The sequence below is a fragment of the Nonomuraea composti genome (assembly GCF_012034275.1).
In the GTDB taxonomy this organism is placed as follows: domain Bacteria; phylum Actinomycetota; class Actinomycetes; order Streptosporangiales; family Streptosporangiaceae; genus Nonomuraea; species Nonomuraea composti.
In genome coordinates this window covers 18,255-36,701 of the sequence record NZ_JAATEP010000050.1, presented here as the reverse complement: position 1 = coordinate 36,701, position 18,447 = coordinate 18,255, and the positions used below count along the sequence as shown (strand labels likewise).

Here is an 18,447-nt window from a genome sequence, read left to right as displayed (position 1 = left end):
CCTGGCGTGTTGACCAGCGTCGATCTCAAGGCGCGCTGGACGGAAACTGGACCCGGCGACGTGCGGGAGCTGCCACACTAGAAGGATGTACTCCCCAGTGGCGACGCCCGCCGAGGCACGCGTCGATCTGGCCGCCATCAGGCACAACGTCGCGCTGCTCAAGGAGCGCGCGGGCGGCGCGGAGATCATGGGCGCGGTCAAGGCCGACGCCTACGGGCACGGGCTGGTGCCGGCGTCCGAGGCGGTGCTGGAGGGCGGGGCGAGCCGGCTGGGCACGGCGTTCGTCAGGGAGGCGCTGGAGCTGCGCGCGGCGGGCGTGACCGCACCCGTCCTGTCCTGGCTGATCACGCCGGGCGAGCCGCTCGACGAGGCGCTGGCCGCCGACGTCGAGCTGTCGGCCGCCGACGTGCGGCTGCTCGACGAGATCGCGGCCGCCGCCCGGCGCGCGGGCCGCCCCGCGAAGCTGCACCTGGAGGCCGACACCGGCATGAGCAGGGGCGGCGCGCCGCTGGCGGCCTGGCCGGGCCTGCTCGACCGGGCGCTGGAGCTGCGGGCCGAGGGCGTCATCGAGATCGTCGGGCTCTGGTCCCACTTCGCCTGCGCCGACATTCCGGGGCATCCGTCGATCGAGCAGCAGCTGGAGGCCTACGAGACGGCGCTGAAGCTGGCCGAGCAGGTCGGCGCGGCCGGCTCCGAGGTGATCAGGCACCTGGCCAACTCCGCCGCCGCGATGACGCTGCCCGCCGCCCGCTACGACCTCGTCAGGCCCGGCATCGCGATGTACGGCCTGAGCCCCATCCCCGAGCAGGGCGACTTCGGCCTCAGGCCGGCCATGACGCTGACGGCCAGGATCGGTCTCGTCAAGCGCGTCACCGAGGGCTCCGGCGTCTCCTACGGTCACCTCTACATCACAGGACGGGAGACCACGCTTGGTCTCGTTCCTCTCGGGTACGCGGACGGCATACTGCGGCACGCGACGGGGCGGGCCGAGGTTCTGGCGGGAGGCCGTCGCCGGTTGATCGCCGGCCGGGTGTGCATGGATCAGTTCATGATCGACATGGGCGACGACCCGTTGTCGGCGGGCGACGAGGTCGTGCTGTTCGGGCCGGGCGACGGGGGCGAGCCGACCGCTCAGGAATGGGCGGATACCCTCGGCACGATCACGCATGAGATCGTGACGAGGATCGGTTCGCGCGTGCCGCGCGTTCACGTCAACGTGACGAAGGGCACTTCGCGGCGGGCATGAGCGGAGAAGGATCGGGGACATGACGACGACGACAACACGGCGCAGGGTCGGGATCGCCGGCGCGCTCGTCGGTGCGGCTTCCGCCGGTGTCGCGGCGGCGGCGCTGGTCAAGCGCTACGCGGTCGGCCGCATCAGGCTGCGCCCCGACACCGAGGCGAGCGAGCCGTTCGGCGAGCTGCGGGGCAGGGAGCGCACGCTCGTCACCTCCGACGGCTACGCGCTGCACGTCGAGATCGACGGCCCCGACGACGCGCCGCTGACCGTCGTCCTGTCCCACGGCTACTGCCTCAGCCTGGAGTCGTGGCACTACCAGCGCAAGGACCTGCGGGAGAACTACCGGCTGGTGCTGTGGGACCAGCGCTCCCACGGCCGCTCCCAGCGGGCCAAGGCCGAAGACTGCACGATCGACCGGCTGGGTGACGACCTGGCCGAGGTGATCGAGCGGTTCGTGCCGGGGCCGTGCGCGCTCGTCGGCCACTCCATGGGCGGCATGACGATGATGGCGCTGGCCGACCGCCACCCCGAGCTGTTCGGCGACAAGATCCGCGCGGCGGCGCTCGTCTCCACCTCGGCGGGCAAGCTGGCCGAGCTCACCCTCGGCCTGCCCGCCGTGCTGTCGAAGGTGGTGCACAAGGTGGCCCCCGGCACGGTGTCGATGCTGGGCAAGCGGGGCACGTGGGTCGACCGCACCCGCCACGCCGGCAGCGACATCGCCTTCCTCATCACCCGCCTCATCGGCTTCGGCGACTCCAAGAACGTCAGCCCCACCGTGGTCGACTTCGCCGAGTCGATGATCAGGGCCACTCCCACCGAAGTGGTCGCCAACTTCTACCCGGCCCTGATGAACCACGACAAGCTCTCCGCCCTGCACGTTCTCGATCAGGTGCCCACCGCGATCCTCGTCGGCGACCGCGACTGGCTGACCCCGCCCGACCACAGCAAGGCCATCGCGGCCGCGCTGCCCAAGGCGCAGCTCACCGAGGTGCCCGAGACCTCGCACCTGATCCAGCTCGAACGCCCGGGCATCGTCAACGACACGCTACGCGACCTGCTGAAGAGAGTGGAGATCTAAGTGCGGCTCGCGACTCCCGACGACATGCGGGCCTACGGCGCCCGCCTGGCCGCCCACCTGCGCCCCGGTGACCTGCTGGTGCTGTCGGGCCCCCTCGGGGCCGGCAAGACCACGCTCGTCCAGGGCATCGCCGAAGGGCTCAAGGTGCGCGGCCCGATCACCTCGCCGACGTTCGTGATCGCCCGGGTGCATCCGTCGCTGCGGCAGGGGCCGCCGCTCGTGCACGTCGACGCGTACCGGCTCGGCGGCGACCTGGAGGTCGACGACCTCGACCTCGACGCCTCGCTCGAAGAGTCGGTCACCGTCGTCGAGTGGGGCGAGGGGCTGGTCGAGGGGCTGGCCGACGACCGGCTGGAGATCCACATCGACCGCGAGGGCGGCGACGAGGCCCGCGTCGTGACCCTGCGCGGCGTGGGCCCCAGGTGGGCCGACACGCCGTCTGATCCGCTACAAGACTGAAACCCGCGTCAACGCCGGGTAAAGCTGGCACCCTTGCCGTATCAGGCCGACGAGCAAAATGAAGATCGTCGGTCAGGGATTCGCCCAGAATTTCTGGGTATCAGGACGAGCAAGTTCACCGATTCTGGTGGATGCTGGGGTGCAAGACGGCGGAGTGGGGTGCGGCCGGTGCTCAGGGTCAGGCGAGTCGCGTACGCGGGAGCCATCGTCATGGTCGGTCTGACCGGCTGCTCCGCCTCGGCGGAGACCGGTCCAACAGGCACACCGACGCCTTCCGCCTCCACACCCACCCCCGGCACCCCGACGACCACCCCCACCACGACCACGACCACCACCTCGCAGCCGACCACGACCACGACCAGGCAGACCATCTCGGTGCAGCTCAACCCCGACCGCGTCACGGCCGGCGAGACGTCCAGGGTCTGGATCCTGGCCAACTGCCCGGTGCCCAGCGGCGGCCCGGCCCACACCGGCACCGCCACGTCCAGGGCGTTCATCAACGGCGTCACGCTCAACCCCGTGCCCGCGGCCTCGCTCAGCCCGTCGCCGACGGCCGGCGCCGGCTCGCCCTGGGTGCGCGGCGAGGCGCAGGTCTCGGGAACGATCCGGCGCGGCAGCTACCGCGTCGACGTCAAGTGCGACGGCACCAACGACATGGGCAGGGCCACGCTCCGCGTCGTCTCGCCGCAGACCGACGAGCCCACCAGCACCGTGCCCACCAGGGCGCCCAGGGCGGGCGGCGGCGGCACCTACGCGCAAGACGTCTCGGAGGACTCGTCGATCCCGCTCGGGCCCGCCGGCGTGCTGATCGCGCTGGCCCTGGCCGGCGGCATCGGCCTCGCGGTCAAGCGGCGCAACCGGGCATAGAGCCGTGGCCCGACCAGGACGGGTGGTGCTCGCCGGCGCCATCACCGGGCTGGTGCTCGTCGCGTTCGGCAAGGGCATGCAGACCAGCACCAACACCACCACACCCGCCGCCGCCGGCGTCGTGCCCGAGAGCATCGACATCCCCTCGATCGACGTCGAAGCGCCGCTGATGAAGCTCGACCTGCAGAAGAACGGCGAGGTCGAGCTGCCGCCGTACGAGAAGCCGAAGGTGGCCGGCTGGTACACCGGCAGCGCCGTGCCCGGCGAGAAGGGCGCCTCGGTGATCATCGGTCACGTCGACACCAAGACCGCGCCCGCCGTGTTCTACAAGCTCAGGCAGTTACGCAAGGGCGAGACCGTCAAGGTGGAGCGCAGCGACGGCAAGGTCGTCGCGTTCAAGGTGGACGCGATCGAGCAGGTGCACAAAGACCGCTTCCCCGCCGAGCGCGTCTACGTCGAGGACGGCCTCAAGCTGGTGACCTGCGGCGGCAAGTTCGACTACGCCAAGGGCGAGTACCTCGACAACATCATCGTGTACGCCTCCAAAGTCTGAGAGCAGATGAGCGCCGCCGACCACCCGCCCGCCGCGGGCAGCCGGATCCCGTGGCACGAGGTGCACCCGAAGGTGCGCGCCGCCGTCGAGGACTTCCTCGGCGGCCCCGTGGCCGAGGCCGTCACCCAGGCGGGCGGCTTCTCCCCGGCCGCCGCCGTCCGGCTGCGCACCCGCGGCGGCCGGCGCGCCTTCGTCAAGGCCGTCGGCCCCGAGCCGAACCCCGACACCGTGCGCATCTACCGCTCCGAGCTGCGCATCGCCGCCGCCCTGCCGCCCTCCGTGCCCGCCCCCAGGCTGCTGACCGGCTTCGAGCTGGACGGCTGGGTGGCGCTCGTCTTCGAGGACGTCGAAGGCCGGCACCCGGCGCTGCCGTGGCGGCGCGACGAGCTGCACCGGGTGCTGGCGGCGGTGGAGGAGATGGCGGCGGCGCTCACGCCCTCGCCGATCGACGCGCCGTCCGTCGAGGAGGTGTTCGGCGGCTCCTTCCACGGCTGGAGACGCCTGACCGGCGAGGACACCGGCGGGCTCGACCCGTGGATCCTGCGCCACCTCGACGCGCTGGCCGAGCTGGAGTCCGGCTGGGGGCGGGCGGCGGCGGGCGACAGCCTCATCCACGCCGACCTGCGGGCCGACAACATCCTGCTGACCGGCGAGCGGGTCTACGTCGTCGACTGGCCGTGGGCCTGCACGGCCCAGCCCTGGTTCGACCGGGTCGGCATGCTGCCGTCCGTCGGGATGCAGGGCGGGCCGGCGCCGCACGAGCTGCTCACCGATGATGATCCCGCCGTCACGGCGGTGGTCGCGGCCGTGACCGGCTACCTCGTCCGCCAGTCCCGCCAGCCGGAGCCGCCGGGGCTGCCCACGCTCCGGGCGTTCCAGCGGGCGCAGGGCGTGGTGGCGCTCGACTGGCTGAAGCGGCGTACGGGGTGGGCCTGACCCGAACCGGCCGGGTGAGACCCGCGCGGCGGGTAGGCTAAACAGTCGTGCTGGTCCTGGCCTTTGATACCGCGACTCCCGCTGTCACCGCCGCGCTCCACGACGGGCAGCGCGTGCTCGCCGAGTCGACCACCATCGACGCCCGGCGCCACGGTGAGCTGCTCGTCCCCACCATCCAGACCGTCCTCGCCGAGGCCGGCGTGCCGTTGCGCGAGGTGACGGCCATCGTGGCGGGCAGCGGCCCCGGCCCCTACACCGGCCTGCGCGTCGGGCTGATGACCGCGCAGGGCCTGGCCACCACGCTCGGCGTGCCCGCCTACGGCATCTGCACGCTCGACGCCGTCGCCTACGGCAGCGGGCTGTCCGAGCCGTTCCTCGCGGCCACCGACGCGCGGCGCAAGGAAGTCTTCTGGGCCCGCTACACCGACCACCGCACCCGCGCGGAGGGCCCCTTCGTCGACCGGCCCGCCGACGTGCCCGTGGCGGGGCTGCCGGTCGTCGGCGCCGGCGCGCAGCTCTACCCCGACCTCCTCGGCGGCGGCCGCGACCTGCCGCTCTACCCCTATGCGGGCGCCCTGGCCGCGCTGGCCGCCGAGCGGCTGGCCGCGGGCGTCCCGCTCGACCCGCCCCGCCCCATCTACCTGCGCCGCCCCGACGCGGTCGTGCCGGGCGCGCCCAAGAGGGTGACGGCGTGAGACTGCGCCCCATGACCGAGGCCGACCTGCCCGCGGTCATGGCCATCGAACGCGCCACGTTCCCGCTCGACGCGTGGAGCGAGGGCATGATGCGCGGCGAGCTGGCCGACATGCCGCGCACCCGCCACTACGTCGTGGCCCTCGTCGACGACGAGATCGTGGCCTACGCCGGCCTGGCCGCCGCCGGCGACCAGGCCGACGTGCAGACCATCGCCGTGCTCGACAAGCACCGGGGCACCGGCATCGGCAGCGCCATGCTGACCGAGCTGCTGGCCGAGGCGGTCCGCAGGGGCGCGCGGGAGATCTTCCTGGAGGTACGCGCCGACAACCCGCACGCGCAGGCCGTCTACCGGCATTTCGGGTTCGAGGAGATCGGCACCCGCCGCCGCTACTACGACGACGGCACCGACGCGATCATGATGAGAAGGAAGCTAGGTGACTGACGCACCCCTGGTCCTGGGCATCGAGACGTCCTGCGACGAGACCGGCATCGGCATCGTCAGAGGTCACGAGCTGCTGGCCAACACGATCGCCTCCAGCATGGACGAGCACGCGAGGTTCGGCGGCGTCGTGCCCGAGGTCGCCTCGCGCGCCCACCTGGAGGCCATGACACCCACCGTGGAGGCCGCGCTGGCCACGGCCGGCCTCACGTTCTCCGACATCGACGCCATCGCCGTCACCGCCGGCCCCGGGCTCGCGGGGGCGCTGCTGGTCGGCGTCGCCGCCGCGAAGTCGTACGCGCTCGGCCTCGGCGTCCCCCTCTACGGCGTCAACCACCTCGCCGCCCACGTCGCCGTCGACCAGCTCGAACACGGGCCGCTGCCGAAGCCGTGCATCGCCCTGCTCGTCTCCGGCGGCCACTCCTCGCTGCTGCTCGTGCCCGACGTCGCCGAAGACGTCATCTCGCTCGGCTCCACCGTCGACGACGCCGCTGGCGAGGCGTTCGACAAGGTCGCCCGGGTGCTGGGCCTGCCGTTCCCCGGTGGGCCGCACATCGACCGGGCCGCCCGCGACGGCTCCGGCGCGGCCATCGCGTTCCCGCGCGGCAAGCTCGACGACGGCACGCTCGACTTCTCCTTCTCCGGGCTCAAGACGGCCGTCGCCCGCTGGGTCGAGGCCCGCGAGGCGTCCGGGCAGTCCATCCACGTGCCCGACGTCGCCGCCTCCTTCCAGGAGGCCGTGGTCGACGTGCTGACCCGCAAGGCCATCCAGGCGTGCCGCAAGTACGACGTGCACGACCTGCTGATCGGCGGGGGCGTGGCGGCCAACTCGCGGCTGCGGGCGCTGGCGCAGGAGCGGTGCGACGCGGCCGGCGTACGGCTGCGGGTGCCCCGGCCGGGGCTGTGCACCGACAACGGCGCCATGGTCGCCGCCCTCGGCTCCGACCTGGTCGCGGCCGGGGTCACGCCCTCGACGCTGGAGATCCCGGCCGACTCGTCGCTGCCGATCACGACCGTGCACGTGTAGGCGTCTCGTGCCCGCGGGGAGCACCCGCGGGCACGGCCCGGCGTCAGTCCTTGGCGCGGGTGGGGCGCAGGAGGGCCTCGGCCAGGGCCAGCATGGTCTCCTCCAGGGCGTCCAGGCGCTTGGTCAGGTCTGCCGCCGCGGGCTGGACGATGCCGGTGACCGTGCCGGCCAGCTCCTCGCTGTCGGGCCTGGCGCGGACGAGCTCGGTGAGCGCGTCGGTGGCGGCGGTCAGGCGCTCGGCCTGCTCGCCCACGTGCGCCTGCAGCAGCTCGCCGACCCGCTCGGGGATGGCCAGCTCGGCGGGCAGCCGGCTCATGCTCTGGCTGACCGCCTCGATGCGCTCGTCGACCGACTCCAGATGCTCGCCCGCCTGGTCGGCGCGCGCGGCCAGGCCGTTGAGGTGGGTGTCGAGGCCGTGGAAGCGGGTGTCGAGGCCGCCGAAGTGGCCGTCGAGGGTGTCGAAGCGGCTGCTCATGTGCTCCTCCGCCTCCACCAGCCGCTCGTCGATGGCGTCGACCTGGTTGTCGAGCTTGTTGAAGCGGCCCTCGTTGCGGGTGGCGATCTCGGCGGCGTGCTGGTCGCTGGCCGCGATGCGCTCGTCGAGGGAGGAGAAGCGGGTGTCGATGCGCACGTCGAGCGCGTCGAACCGGTCGTCGTGGCGGCCCAGGTGCCCGTCGAGGGTGCCCAGCCGCTTGTCCACGCCGCCGATCTGGCCCTCCATGGAGACCAGCCGCTTGTCCACGCCGCTCATGCGGCCGTCGAGGCCGTCGATCCTGGTGTCGATGTCGGCCAGGCACTCGTCGGCGGACTCCAGCCGGCTGTCGAACCCGGTGAGCCTGGTGTCGAGGCCGGTGAGCTTGCCCTCGGCCCGGTCGAGGCGGGCGTCGACGCCGCTGAGCCGGGCCGTGAGGCGCTGCTCGCTCTCGCCGAGCTGCACGGCGAGGTGCTGGTCGGCCTCGTCGAGGCGGGTGGTCAGGCGCTGCTCGACGTCGGCCAGGCGGCCCGTGAGCGCTTCGTCGGCCTCCTTGAGCCGGCTGACGAGCCGCTCGTCGGCCTCCAGGAGGGCCGTGGCGAGCCGCTGGTCGGTCTCGTCGAGCCGGGTGCCCAGCCGCCGGTCGGTGTCGTCGAGGCGGGCGCTCAGCCGCTCGTCGGTGTCGTCGAGGCGGGCGGTGAGCCGTTCGTCGGTGTCGTCGAGCCGGGCCGTGAGGCGCTGGTCGGTCTCGTCGAGGCGGGCGGTGGTGCGCTGCTCGGCGGCCTCCACCCTGGCCGTCAGCTGCTCGGCCGTGCCCGCCACGGTCTCCGACAGGTCGTTGACGACGTCCTCGACGCGGTCGGTGCGGCTGGCCAGCTCGGCCATCGACTTGTCGAGCCTGGTGAAGCGGCTGGCGGCGGCCTCCATGCTGGAGTTGAGGCCGGCCAGCAGGGCCGCGAAGTCGGTCATGCCCCTGGTGATGCCGTCGGTGGTGTCGAGCACCGACTGCAGGCGCTTGAGCGCCTCGTCCACGCTCTCGCCCACCGTGCCCAGGTCGGCCCACAGGCTCGGCAGCTCGGCCACCGGGGTGACCCGGGCGTCCACGTGGGTGACCTTCTCGCCCACGGCGTCGACGTGGTCGCGCACGGCCTCCACGTGCTGCGCCAGGCCCTCCGCCCACATCGGCGGCTTGGCCGAGATCTCGTCGAGCCGGCCGCTGACCGCCTCCAGCGTGCCGCTGAGACCGCCCAGCTCGCGCTCGCGCACCTCGCGCAGCAGCCACTCCATGCCTTCGAGCCGCTGCCGGATCTCGTCGAGCACGGCGCCCTGGGTGCGTTGCTCGTAGACATGGTCCTGGGCGGCACGCGCGAGCAGGTCTCGCATCCTCTTGGGGACGGCGTCGTAGCCGTTTGGAAGAAGGGCGGCGTGGTTGGAATGGTCCACCGAAAGCTCCTTCGCTCGCCGACGGTCTGCCGCGCAGCGGTGGGATAGGTCCGGTTTATCGATGAAGGGTGAGAGCGCGGTCAACCGCAATAGGGCGGAGAACTCCTCGCCCGCTCACCTTAGCCTCTCGATCAAGGTCCGTCAGGGGTGAATTGAAAGATCGCCATTAACGTACGGATGAACCGGTTCGGGCAGGTGGGAGGGCCTTGCAGAGGATTACCGAGGGTTTGTCGGCGATTCTGGTCAGGATGACGATCAGGGAATTATCGCCTTTGAGCCGCAAATCGGCACGAAGGCGTTCGATGTCGATGGCGGAGCCGCGCTTCTTGATGGTGACATTGCCGATTTGTCGCTCGCGGAGGGCGGTGCGGAGTTTTTTCAGGGAAAAGGGGAAGATGTCGTCCACCTCGTACGCGCTGGCCCAGGGAGTGGCCACCTCCGCGTCCGACGTGATGTAGGCGATCATCGGGTCGAGCAGCCTCCCTCCGACCAGCTCGGCCACCTCGCCCACCAGATGCGCGCGCACGGCGGCGCCGTCGGGCTCGTAGACGTAGCGGCCGGGCGCGCCCGCAGGGGCCCGCACGCCCGTGGCCGCCAGCGTGTGACCGCCCGGCAGCAGGGTCGCCCGCCGGCCGCCGGCCCCGTGGCCGCTCCACAGGGTCGCCTCCTTCACCTCGCCCTTGTACGAGACCCACTCGGCCTCGGCGCCCTCCGGGATGAACTCGTACGGGATGCCGGGAGCGACCTTGAGACAGGCCAGGCGGGCGCGCGCGACCAGGTCGAGCACCACCGGCCAGGGCGGGGAGTAGGCCATGGGGTCGAACGTCCGGCCCCGGCCCGTGCGCCTGGCCGGGTCGGCGAACAGCACGTCGTACTCCTCGGGCCGCACCTCCGCCGCGTCCCCCACCCGCACCGTCACCCGATCGGCCAGCCCGAACGCCTCCGCGTTGGCCCTGGCCACGGCGACCGTCAGCGGGTCGGTGTCCATGGCCGTCACCGTGCAGCCGGCCCGCGCCAGCGCCAGCAGGTCACCGCCGACGCCGCAGCACGCGTCCACGACCCTGGGGGCGCCTTCGCCGTGCAGGGCCAGCAGGCGGCGGGCGCGGTGCTCGGCGACCTCCGCCCGCGTGGACTGCTCCAGGCCGTGCGGCGTGAAGAACATCCGCCCGGCGTCCGCGCCGAACTTGGCCACGGCCCGGGCCCGCAGGCCGGCCTGGGTGAGGGCCGCGGAGGTGAGCGCCGCGTCGTACGTCCGGCGCAGGGTCGTGGCGGCGGCGACCGGATCGGCGCCCGCCAGCTCCTCGGCCTCCGCCAGAGCGCGCCTGCCGCGCGGGGTCAGCAACTCGGTGAAGGCGTCGAGATCCACGTCACCTGACGTTAGCGCCATGCCGGAGCACGCCGGAGCACGCCGCAGCACGCCGGCGTCCGGGACCGCCCGGCGGCAGGGCGGTGGCGGCGCGGCGGCTTTCGGCGTGTCAGGGAGCGGCGCGGCGGTGGTTTCTCGTGTCGCCGCACGTGGAAGACTGGAGCGGGCAGGTCACGAGCTTGTGGCCGTCTGATCGCTCTCAGCAGACGCGTTCGTGTTGACTGTCAAGCCCCTCTTGCATATGTTTCCTGTTGGCACTCTCCCCTTGAGAGTGCCAACGTGCGACGAGGCAGGTCTGACACCCGCGACGGCAGGCCCAGCTGGTCGCCTCTTCTAGATCATTCAAATCTGAAGGGGAGGTCCGATCGTGACGACCGCCACCAAGGTTCCCGTTAAGCCGCTCGGCGACCGCATCGTGGTCCAGCCGCTTGAGGCCGAGCAGACCACCGCTTCCGGCCTGGTCATCCCGGACACCGCCAAGGAGAAGCCGCAGGAGGGCAAGGTCCTCGCGGTGGGCCCCGGCAACTGGGACGAGGACGGCGACAAGCGGATTCCGCTCGACGTCTCTGAGGGCGACATCGTCCTCTACAGCAAGTACGGCGGCACCGAGGTCAAGTACGGCGGCGAGGAGTACCTCGTGCTCTCCGCCCGCGACGTTCTCGCGATCATCGAGAAGTAGGCCGGATGTGTCGAGCCCCGGGCGCTCTAGAGGGCGGCCGGGGCTTTCGACGCTAGGAGAGGACTTTCAGCAATGGCGAAGATCCTGGAGTTCGACGAGGACGCCCGCCGCGCGCTCGAGCGCGGCGTGAACGCCCTCGCGGACGCCGTGAAGGTAACCCTCGGCCCGCGTGGCCGCAACGTCGTCATCGACAAGAAGTTCGGTGCGCCGACGATCACGAACGACGGTGTGACCATCGCTCGTGAGATCGAGCTGGAGGAGCGCTACGAGAACCTCGGCGCCCAGCTCGCCAAGGAAGTTGCCACCAAGACCAACGACATCGCGGGTGACGGCACCACCACCGCGACCGTCCTGGCCCAGGCGATGGTCCGCGAGGGCCTGCGCAACGTCGCCGCCGGCGCCTCGCCGCTGTCGCTCAAGCGCGGCATCGACAAGGCCGCCAAGGCCGTCAGCGACAAGCTGCTCGCCAGCGCCCGCGAGGTCGGCGACAAGAAGGAGATCGCCAACGTAGCGACGATCTCCGCCCAGGACGCGCAGATCGGCGGCCTGATCGCCGAGGCGTTCGACAAGGTGGGCAAGGACGGTGTCCTCACCGTCGAAGAGTCCAACGCCATGGGCATGGAGCTCGAGTTCACCGAGGGCATGCAGTTCGACAAGGGCTACCTGTCGGCCTACATGGTGACCGACCCCGAGCGGATGGAGTCCGTCCTCGAGGACGCCTACATCCTGCTCACCCAGGGCAAGATCTCCTCCATCGCGGACTTCCTGCCGCTGCTGGAGAAGGTCGCCCAGACGAAGAAGCCGCTGCTCGTGGTCGCCGAGGACGTCGAGGGCGAGGCCCTGGCCGTCCTGGTCACCAACAAGATCCGCGGCACCTTCACCTCCGTCGCCGTCAAGGCCCCCGGCTTCGGCGACCGCCGCAAGGCGATGCTCCAGGACATGGCCATCCTCACCGGCGGCCAGGTCGTCAGCGAGGAGGTCGGCCTCAAGCTGGAGCACGTCGGTCTCGAGGTGCTCGGCACGGCCCGCCGCGTCGTCGTCACCAAGGACGCCACGACCATCGTCGACGGCGCCGGTGACGCGCAGGCCATCGAGGACCGCGTCAAGGAGATCAAGATTGCCATCGAGCAGTCCGACTCCGACTGGGACCGCGAGAAGCTGCAGGAGCGCCTGGCCAAGCTCGCCGGCGGTGTGTGCGTGCTGCGCGTCGGCGCCGCCACCGAGGTCGAGCTCAAGGAGAAGAAGCACCGCCTCGAGGACGCGATCTCCGCGACGCGCGCCGCGATCGAGGAGGGCATCGTCTCCGGCGGTGGCTCCGCGCTCATCCACATCTCCAAGGACCTCGACGACCTCGGCCTGACGGGCGACGAGGCCACCGGCGTCGGCATCGTCCGCCGCGCCCTGGTGGAGCCCGCCCGCTGGATCGCCGAGAACGCCGGTCTCGAGGGCTACGTGGTGACGCACAAGGTGGCCGAGCTGGAGCCGGGTCACGGCCTCAACGCCGCCACCGGCGAGTACGTGAACCTGCTCGACCAGGGCGTCATCGACCCGGTCAAGGTCACGCGCTCGGCCGTGCAGAACGCGGCTTCGATCGCGGGCATGCTGCTCACCACCGAGGCGCTCGTGGTGGACAAGCCCGAGGAGGAGGCCCCGGCCGCCGGCCAGGGCCACGGTCACGGCCACGGCCACTGACCGGCCCCACCTCTTTCGCCGCTACGGCCCGCACCCGGAGGGGGTGCGGGCCGTACGGCTTTTGGGGCGCGGGCACGGGGCCGGGGCCGCGCGCCATGCCACGCGCCCGCGCCGACCCACGCAAGGGGCACACCCCGCCGCCCGCCGCGCGAGAGGGCCGCTGTGGCGCCGCCTGCCCATGAACGGCGCGCTGCCCGCCCAACGCGCGAGAGGCGTGGCCGCCTGCCCGTGGGCGGTGCGCTGGGGCGCCGCGAGGGTGGCCGGCGCATGCGAAGGCGCTCGCCTGTCGCTCCCGGCGTGCGTGAGAGGTGACCGTGACCGCTCCCGGCGGGCGCGAGAGGGGCGACCGGGCCGGTCCCGAGGGTGCCCGTGTGCTCGCGTGACGTGGGAGCGCGCGCCCATGCCCGGCTCCCGTGAGAAGGGCCTCTGGTGCCGCCTGCCGGTGCGTGTGAGGAGGGGCTGCCTGTCGGCGGGGTGGCGCAGCTCGGCCAGGGGTCGGCCGAAGGCGGTGGGTGGGCGGCCTAGGGTGGGCGGGGGAGGCGGTGGAGATGCGGTACGGGCGGGCGGTGGAGCGGCTGCGGATGCTGGCCGAGGCGTGTGAGCAGACCAGGCGGTTGCCGGCCGAGGAGCCGTTCCTGCGCGAAGCCTACGTGTTCGGCGGTCTCGTCGAGGGGGCGGATCCGCTCGACGAGATCGAGGTGGCGTTCGTGCTGAACCTGCCGCCCGAGGAGGTGGCGTGGGGGACGCATCCGCCGGGGACCGCGTGGCTGGTGGACTTTCTGCGGCTGGATCAGGGCGGGGTGGCCTACTGGTGGCGGTCGTTCCGGGAGCCGGTGGCCAATCATCGCATCCACGAGCCGGTGCGGTTCTGGTCGCTGGACGGGGTCGACCAAAGGGTGCTGGAGGCGTTGCGGGGGCGGCGGTTCGGGGAGTTGCGGGGCGGCGATGAGGAAGGCCGCGCGGAGGAGCGGGTCGCCGGGGCGGCGGAAGAGCTGGAGGCGGCTCTGGAGCATCTGCGGGCGGTGCACGCCGCGTACTGGGACCGGCGGTGGCGGCGGGAGCACCGGGGGTTGCGGCGGTATCCGGAGCACCATCTGTGGGAGGCGGTGCGCGGGTATCTGGAACTGCTCGACTTGCCGCGGGACGAATGACGGCAGGGCGCAGGCGGCGTGTCCGGTGGTGGGCGGGATGGGGGGAAGTGGGGGAAAAGGTGGATTATTGGAGTAAACCGGGAGTGTGCGATAAGCGTCCGGGGTCTGACAAATGTCGCGCATTCCGGGTTATCGTCTGAAACATTATGTCAGTATTAAGGCTTAGTGTGGTCGGTCGATTACTCCTCGTTATCGTCGCTTCAATGTGACCAATCCGTAGCCGTTCGCCATGACGACAGGCCGGATCAGTGCGGGCATCATGCCTATCGTGAGCGAGGGAAGCGTCGCCGACGCCAAAATTGGGGTAAGGCTCGCGTCGAGACTTCCGGCACGGACGGATGACTCCGACCTTAGGGAACTGACGAGCCTCGCCGTGCAGGGAGATCGCAGTGCGATCGAATCCCTGCTCGGTGAGTTGCGTCCGATGGTGGTGCGGTATTGCCGCGCCAGGCTGGGCAGGGTTTCAGGGCAATATCACATTGCTGATGACGTAGCCCAGGAGGTGTGCATCGCGGTGTTGTCCGCGCTGCCGCGATACCGCGACATGGGGCGGCCTTTCGCGTCGTTCGTGTTCGGCATCGCCTCGCACAAGGTGGCCGACGCGTTGCGGAGCTCGGTGCGCTCCGCGGTGCCGACCCAGGATCTGCCCGACGGGCCCGACGACGGCCCGGGGCCGGAAGAGACGGTGGTCCGCTACATCGAGGTGGAGCACGCCCGGCGGCTGCTGGCCCGGCTGCCCGACAACCAGCGGGAGTTGCTGCTGTTGCGGGTGGTGTCGGGGCTGTCGGCCGAGGAGACCGGTAATGTACTCGGTATGTCACCGGGTGCGGTTCGTGTCGCCCAGCATCGGGCGCTGGCCAGGTTGAGGCAGATGGCGGAGCTGGAGTCGGCTTGACGCCTGAGGAGGAGACCGACGCGCTGCTCGACGCGCTCGGTCGTGGAGAGCTGCCCGATTCAGGGGATCCAGCAGTGCGCCTGCTCGCCGCGCTGCTCGATGACGTCGATCAGCGGCGCTCCTCCGTGTCGATGACACCGTCGACGTAGCCGCGCGCGTAGTCCCAGCTCACGTAGTCGGCGGGGTCGGGGTGGAAGGCCGGCTCGTGCACCTGCGGCTGGCCTTTCTCGATCATTTGTTTCAGGTTGCCGCGCAGCAGCTCCCAGTCGAAGAAGTGCTGCTCGCCGCATTCAGGGCAGTCAAGGACGAGCCCCAGCACTCCCTGCGGTTCGAGCAGGGAGCGGAAGACCTCGACGTCGGCGAGGTCGGTGATGGCCTCGTCGCGCTCGGCCGCGGTGAGTGGCTCGGCGTCGTCGAGCGCGCCCATCGCCGAGGACGGGTCGTTCGGGTCGTCCGCGAACGGATCGCGGGGGACGTCTTCCAGCACCTTCCCACCATATGACCGAAGCGGCCCGCGCGGTGGGGTTTACCTCAGCCATCCGCGTCTGGTGGCCTCCACGCCCGCGTGAAAGCGGGACTGAGCGCCCAACTCGGTCATGGCGTCGGCGAACCTCGCGCGTACGGTGCGTACCGACACGCCGAGCTGGCGGGCGATCGAGTCGTCGCACATGCCCTGCGCGGCCAGGCGCAGCACCTGCACCATGCCGTCGCTCCTGCGCCCCCACGGCAGGGGCACGGCGCGAGCCCACAGCTCGCGGAAGAGCGAGGTGAGCACGCCGACCACGACGGAGGTGCGGACCAGGTAGAAGTTGTAGGCGTGGTCGGGCAGGTTGCCGCCCCAGTGGGCGGGCAGGCCGGCCATCTCGGGCCCGGCGGCCATGAACCAGCTCGGCACCCGGTCCATCGTGCGCACCTCGCCGCCCGCCTCGATGAGGCGGGCGAGCTGGTCGCGGACGCCGGGGAGCACGAGCGTGGACACCGGAATGATCGCTTGAACGGTTAGCAAATTCCGTTTTTGCGCATCAATCCATGGATCCGCAAATTTCCGCGCAAAGTCGGTCATAGTGCGCTCGTCGGGAACCGCGGTCAGTAAGGGCATTGGTGGCGTTTGACATTGTACGGCGATGCCCACCACGCTCTCGTACAGGATGTCCGCCCCGCTCGCCATCTCCACCGTGAATGGCCCGCTGCGATAGTCGCGCCCCGCGTCGTAGTCGCGGATCAGGCCGCGAATCGAGCCGAGCGCCGAATCGATCATGCGGCTCTCCTCGGCGAGCCGGTCGAGCCGGTCGGCGATCAGCCGGCCGAGTGCCGCGGCGGGATGTCTGGCCAGGTATTGCCCTGATTGCTCGTCGATGACCCCGAGCTTCACCAGATCGTCGAGCTGGCGGCCAACTTTTTCGACGGGGCCGTCCATGGCTTGCGCCAGATCGGAGCGGGTGGCCCTGTGCAGGCGCAACACGGCGGAGTAGAGCGCCGTTTGTGCCGGGTCGAGGCCCAGCGTCTTGAGCGGATCGGACATCATTCGCGGCTGGTTGGGCATTATGGGCGGCTCCGTTGGGGGGACACGGGCGTGCCGCGAGGATAACCCCGCATTCCCTCCTTGTCCGCGTGTTGCCCGGACTGCTTCTCCAGGACGTGCAACTTCGTGCAATTGCACGTTTTCACATTGCGATGTGCCGTTGAGTAACGCAGGCTTTACCTAGCGTCGGCATCCAGCCAAGGGCGCGGTTGCGCCGGCCATCAGGACGCGGAGGGGGGTTCGGTGGCGTGCAGCGCCGCCGTTGCCCGGATGCCGGTGGCCGGGGGATGGGACGGATCACCGACCGTCCCATCCCCCGGCACTTTTTTGCCGGAAGCCGGGAGCACGTCGGACCATCGTGGGGGTCTTCGTGCTCCCGGCTTAAGTGCGTTTTGGAGCCAGGGCCTAGACTTAGTGCACACCAAAGCTAGGCAGGAGGGGGCCGCGGCATGTCCAAGTTCACCGAGATGGGTCTGACCTTCGATGACGTGCTGCTGGTGCCCGGGTATTCGGACCTGCAGCCAGGAGAGGCCGATACCCGATCTCGCCTGTCCAAGGGCATCACGCTGTCGATCCCGCTGATCTCCGCGGCGATGGACACCGTCACCGAGGCCCGCATGGCGGTCGCCATGGCCCGTCAGGGCGGCATCGGCATTCTGCATCGCAATCTGTCGGTCGAGGAGCAGGCCCAGCAGGCCGACCTGGTCAAGCGGTCCGAGGCGGGCATGGTCACCAACCCGGTGACGTGCAGCCCCGACGACACGCTGGCCGACGTCGAGCGGCTGTGCGCCACATACCGGATCTCCGGGGTGCCCGTGACCGACGTGTCGGGCACGCTGGTCGGCATCGTCACCAACCGCGACATGCGCTTCGAGACCGACCAGACGCGCCCCGTGCGCGAGGTCATGACGAAGATGCCGCTCGTCACCGCCCCGGTCGGGGTGTCGCGCGACGAGGCGTTCAAGCTGCTCAGGCAGAACAAGATCGAGAAGCTGCCGCTCGTCGACGCCGACGGCCGGCTGCGCGGCCTGATCACCGTCAAGGACTTCACCAAGAGCGAGCAGTACCCGCTGTCCACCAAGGACGCCGACGGCCGGCTGCTCGTCGGCGCGGCGATCGGTGTCGGCGGCGACGCCGAGCTGCGCGCCAAGGCGCTCATCGAGGCCGGGGTCGACGTCGTGGTGGTGGACGTCGCGCACGGCCACTCCAAGGGGCTGGCCGACATGATCGCCAAGATCAAGGCCAACAGCAAGGTCGAGGTCATCGGCGGCAACATCGCCACCAGGGCCGGCGCGCAGATGCTGGTCGACGCGGGCGCCGACGCCGTCAAGGTGGGCGTGGGCCCCGGCTCCATCTGCACCACCCGCGTCGTGGCCGGGGTCGGCGCGCCGCAGGTCACGGCCATCTACGAGGCGTCCAAGGCGTGCGCGCCGGCCGGCGTGCCGGTGATCGGCGACGGCGGCCTGCAGTACTCCGGCGACATCGTCAAGGCCATCGCGGCCGGGGCCGACACGGTCATGCTGGGCTCGCTGCTCGCCGGCTGCGAGGAGTCGCCCGGTGAGCTGATCTTCATCAACGGCAAGCAGTTCAAGTCGTACCGGGGCATGGGCTCGCTCGGCGCCGTACGCAACCGCGAGCGCGGCGGCACCTCCTTCAGCAAGGACCGCTACGCGCAGGCCGACGTCGGCGGCGAGGACAAGTACATCCCCGAGGGCATCGAGGGCCAGGTGCCCTACCGAGGCCCGGTCGCGGCCGTCGCCCACCAGCTCATCGGCGGGCTGCGCCAGGGCATGTGGTACGCCGGCTGCCGCACGATCGAGCAGATGCACACCGACTGCGAGCTCATGCCGATCACGGCGGCGGGCCTCAAGGAGAGCCATCCCCACGACATCCAGATGACCGTGGAAGCTCCGAACTATCACAGAAGGTAAG

At 71.0% G+C, this 18,447-nt stretch carries 18 protein-coding genes; 14 read left to right on the top strand and 4 right to left on the bottom strand.

The features are described from left to right. Nucleotides 1-85 precede the first annotated feature (85 nt). The 9 genes from alr to tsaD all read left to right on the top strand — a co-directional run bounded on the left by alr (nt 86) and on the right by tsaD (nt 7,295). Nucleotides 86-1,246, top strand: a complete 1,161-nt coding sequence (gene alr / locus HCN51_RS44845) for an alanine racemase (protein ID WP_168018068.1) — start codon at nt 86-88, stop codon at nt 1,244-1,246. A 19-nt stretch (nt 1,247-1,265) separates the two neighbouring features. Further along, complete coding sequence (locus tag HCN51_RS44840; protein ID WP_080043198.1) at nt 1,266-2,318, top strand: alpha/beta fold hydrolase; 1,053 nt, start codon at nt 1,266-1,268, stop codon at nt 2,316-2,318. Further along, nucleotides 2,319-2,777: a tRNA (adenosine(37)-N6)-threonylcarbamoyltransferase complex ATPase subunit type 1 TsaE gene (gene tsaE, locus HCN51_RS44835; RefSeq protein WP_346434017.1), complete on the top strand. Its 459-nt coding sequence runs from the start codon at nt 2,319-2,321 to the stop codon at nt 2,775-2,777. Nucleotides 2,778-2,987: 210 nt separating this feature from the next. Then, the gene (locus tag HCN51_RS44830; protein WP_155128611.1) at nt 2,988-3,644 is read left to right on the top strand and encodes a hypothetical protein; all 657 of its coding nucleotides are present in this window, start codon (nt 2,988-2,990) and stop codon (nt 3,642-3,644) included. Nucleotides 3,645-3,648: 4 nt separating this feature from the next. Next, nucleotides 3,649-4,197: a class F sortase gene (locus HCN51_RS44825; RefSeq protein WP_346434016.1), complete on the top strand. Its 549-nt coding sequence runs from the start codon at nt 3,649-3,651 to the stop codon at nt 4,195-4,197. Nucleotides 4,198-4,203: 6 nt separating this feature from the next. Beyond that, nucleotides 4,204-5,133, top strand: a complete 930-nt coding sequence (locus tag HCN51_RS44820; protein ID WP_168018067.1) for a phosphotransferase family protein — start codon at nt 4,204-4,206, stop codon at nt 5,131-5,133. 47 nt (nt 5,134-5,180) lie between these two features. Then, nucleotides 5,181-5,828, top strand: coding sequence for a tRNA (adenosine(37)-N6)-threonylcarbamoyltransferase complex dimerization subunit type 1 TsaB (tsaB, locus tag HCN51_RS44815; protein WP_168018066.1), 648 nt, complete (start codon nt 5,181-5,183; stop codon nt 5,826-5,828). An 11-nt stretch (nt 5,829-5,839) separates the two neighbouring features. Further along, nucleotides 5,840-6,271: a ribosomal protein S18-alanine N-acetyltransferase gene (gene rimI / locus HCN51_RS44810; protein WP_080043194.1), complete on the top strand. Its 432-nt coding sequence runs from the start codon at nt 5,840-5,842 to the stop codon at nt 6,269-6,271. Next, entirely contained in the window at nt 6,264-7,295 is a 1,032-nt protein-coding gene (gene tsaD / locus HCN51_RS44805; RefSeq protein WP_168018065.1) for a tRNA (adenosine(37)-N6)-threonylcarbamoyltransferase complex transferase subunit TsaD, read from the top strand. Before rimI ends, tsaD begins: the two co-directional genes overlap by 8 nt. A gap of 43 nt (nt 7,296-7,338) precedes the next feature. Here the strand turns inward: tsaD and HCN51_RS44800 are convergent, their stop codons facing one another. Further along, a complete protein-coding gene (locus HCN51_RS44800) occupies nt 7,339-9,210 on the bottom strand; it encodes an apolipoprotein A1/A4/E domain-containing protein (protein WP_168018064.1) in 1,872 nt (623 codons plus the stop codon). Nucleotides 9,211-9,376: 166 nt separating this feature from the next. After that, nucleotides 9,377-10,576 (bottom strand): class I SAM-dependent methyltransferase, encoded by a 1,200-nt coding sequence (locus HCN51_RS44795; protein WP_346434015.1) that lies wholly within the window; start codon nt 10,574-10,576, stop codon nt 9,377-9,379. A 367-nt stretch (nt 10,577-10,943) separates the two neighbouring features. Between HCN51_RS44795 and groES the strand changes: the two genes are divergently transcribed. From groES to HCN51_RS44775, 4 genes are all read left to right on the top strand, one after another. Next, on the top strand, nt 10,944-11,255 hold the full coding sequence (gene groES / locus HCN51_RS44790) for a co-chaperone GroES (protein WP_043623565.1): 312 nt from the start codon (nt 10,944-10,946) through the stop codon (nt 11,253-11,255). A gap of 72 nt (nt 11,256-11,327) precedes the next feature. Continuing rightward, nucleotides 11,328-12,947 (top strand): chaperonin GroEL, encoded by a 1,620-nt coding sequence (gene groL / locus HCN51_RS44785; RefSeq protein WP_080043190.1) that lies wholly within the window; start codon nt 11,328-11,330, stop codon nt 12,945-12,947. A 512-nt stretch (nt 12,948-13,459) separates the two neighbouring features. Then, complete coding sequence (locus HCN51_RS44780) at nt 13,460-14,098, top strand: DUF7711 family protein (protein WP_168018062.1); 639 nt, start codon at nt 13,460-13,462, stop codon at nt 14,096-14,098. Between the two features lie 259 nt (nt 14,099-14,357). Then, complete coding sequence (locus HCN51_RS44775) at nt 14,358-14,993, top strand: sigma-70 family RNA polymerase sigma factor (RefSeq protein WP_090930520.1); 636 nt, start codon at nt 14,358-14,360, stop codon at nt 14,991-14,993. 109 nt (nt 14,994-15,102) lie between these two features. Here the strand turns inward: HCN51_RS44775 and HCN51_RS44770 are convergent, their stop codons facing one another. Together HCN51_RS44770 and HCN51_RS44765 are read right to left on the bottom strand one after the other, a co-directional pair. Continuing rightward, nucleotides 15,103-15,480 (bottom strand): DUF5319 domain-containing protein, encoded by a 378-nt coding sequence (locus HCN51_RS44770; RefSeq protein WP_080043188.1) that lies wholly within the window; start codon nt 15,478-15,480, stop codon nt 15,103-15,105. 39 nt (nt 15,481-15,519) lie between these two features. Continuing rightward, complete coding sequence (locus HCN51_RS44765) at nt 15,520-16,536, bottom strand: helix-turn-helix transcriptional regulator (RefSeq protein ID WP_168018061.1); 1,017 nt, start codon at nt 16,534-16,536, stop codon at nt 15,520-15,522. Between the two features lie 428 nt (nt 16,537-16,964). Between HCN51_RS44765 and guaB the strand changes: the two genes are divergently transcribed. After that, complete coding sequence (guaB, locus tag HCN51_RS44760; protein WP_080043186.1) at nt 16,965-18,446, top strand: IMP dehydrogenase; 1,482 nt, start codon at nt 16,965-16,967, stop codon at nt 18,444-18,446. Nucleotide 18,447 lies beyond the last annotated feature (1 nt).

Bases quoted from the DNA above. Each gene is read 5' to 3' on its own strand.
- HCN51_RS44840 (WP_080043198.1), top strand. From the start codon at position 1,266: ATGACGACGACGACAACACGGCGCAGGGTCGGGATCGCCGGCGCGCTC.
- HCN51_RS44820 (WP_168018067.1), top strand. From the start codon at position 4,204: ATGAGCGCCGCCGACCACCCGCCCGCCGCGGGCAGCCGGATCCCGTGG.
- alr (WP_168018068.1), top strand. From the start codon at position 86: ATGTACTCCCCAGTGGCGACGCCCGCCGAGGCACGCGTCGATCTGGCC.
- guaB (WP_080043186.1), top strand. From the start codon at position 16,965: ATGTCCAAGTTCACCGAGATGGGTCTGACCTTCGATGACGTGCTGCTG.
- HCN51_RS44765 (WP_168018061.1), bottom strand. From the start codon at position 16,536: ATGCCCAACCAGCCGCGAATGATGTCCGATCCGCTCAAGACGCTGGGC.
- HCN51_RS44775 (WP_090930520.1), top strand. From the start codon at position 14,358: ATGCCTATCGTGAGCGAGGGAAGCGTCGCCGACGCCAAAATTGGGGTA.
- HCN51_RS44830 (WP_155128611.1), top strand. From the start codon at position 2,988: ATGGTCGGTCTGACCGGCTGCTCCGCCTCGGCGGAGACCGGTCCAACA.
- rimI (WP_080043194.1), top strand. From the start codon at position 5,840: ATGACCGAGGCCGACCTGCCCGCGGTCATGGCCATCGAACGCGCCACG.
- groL (WP_080043190.1), top strand. From the start codon at position 11,328: ATGGCGAAGATCCTGGAGTTCGACGAGGACGCCCGCCGCGCGCTCGAG.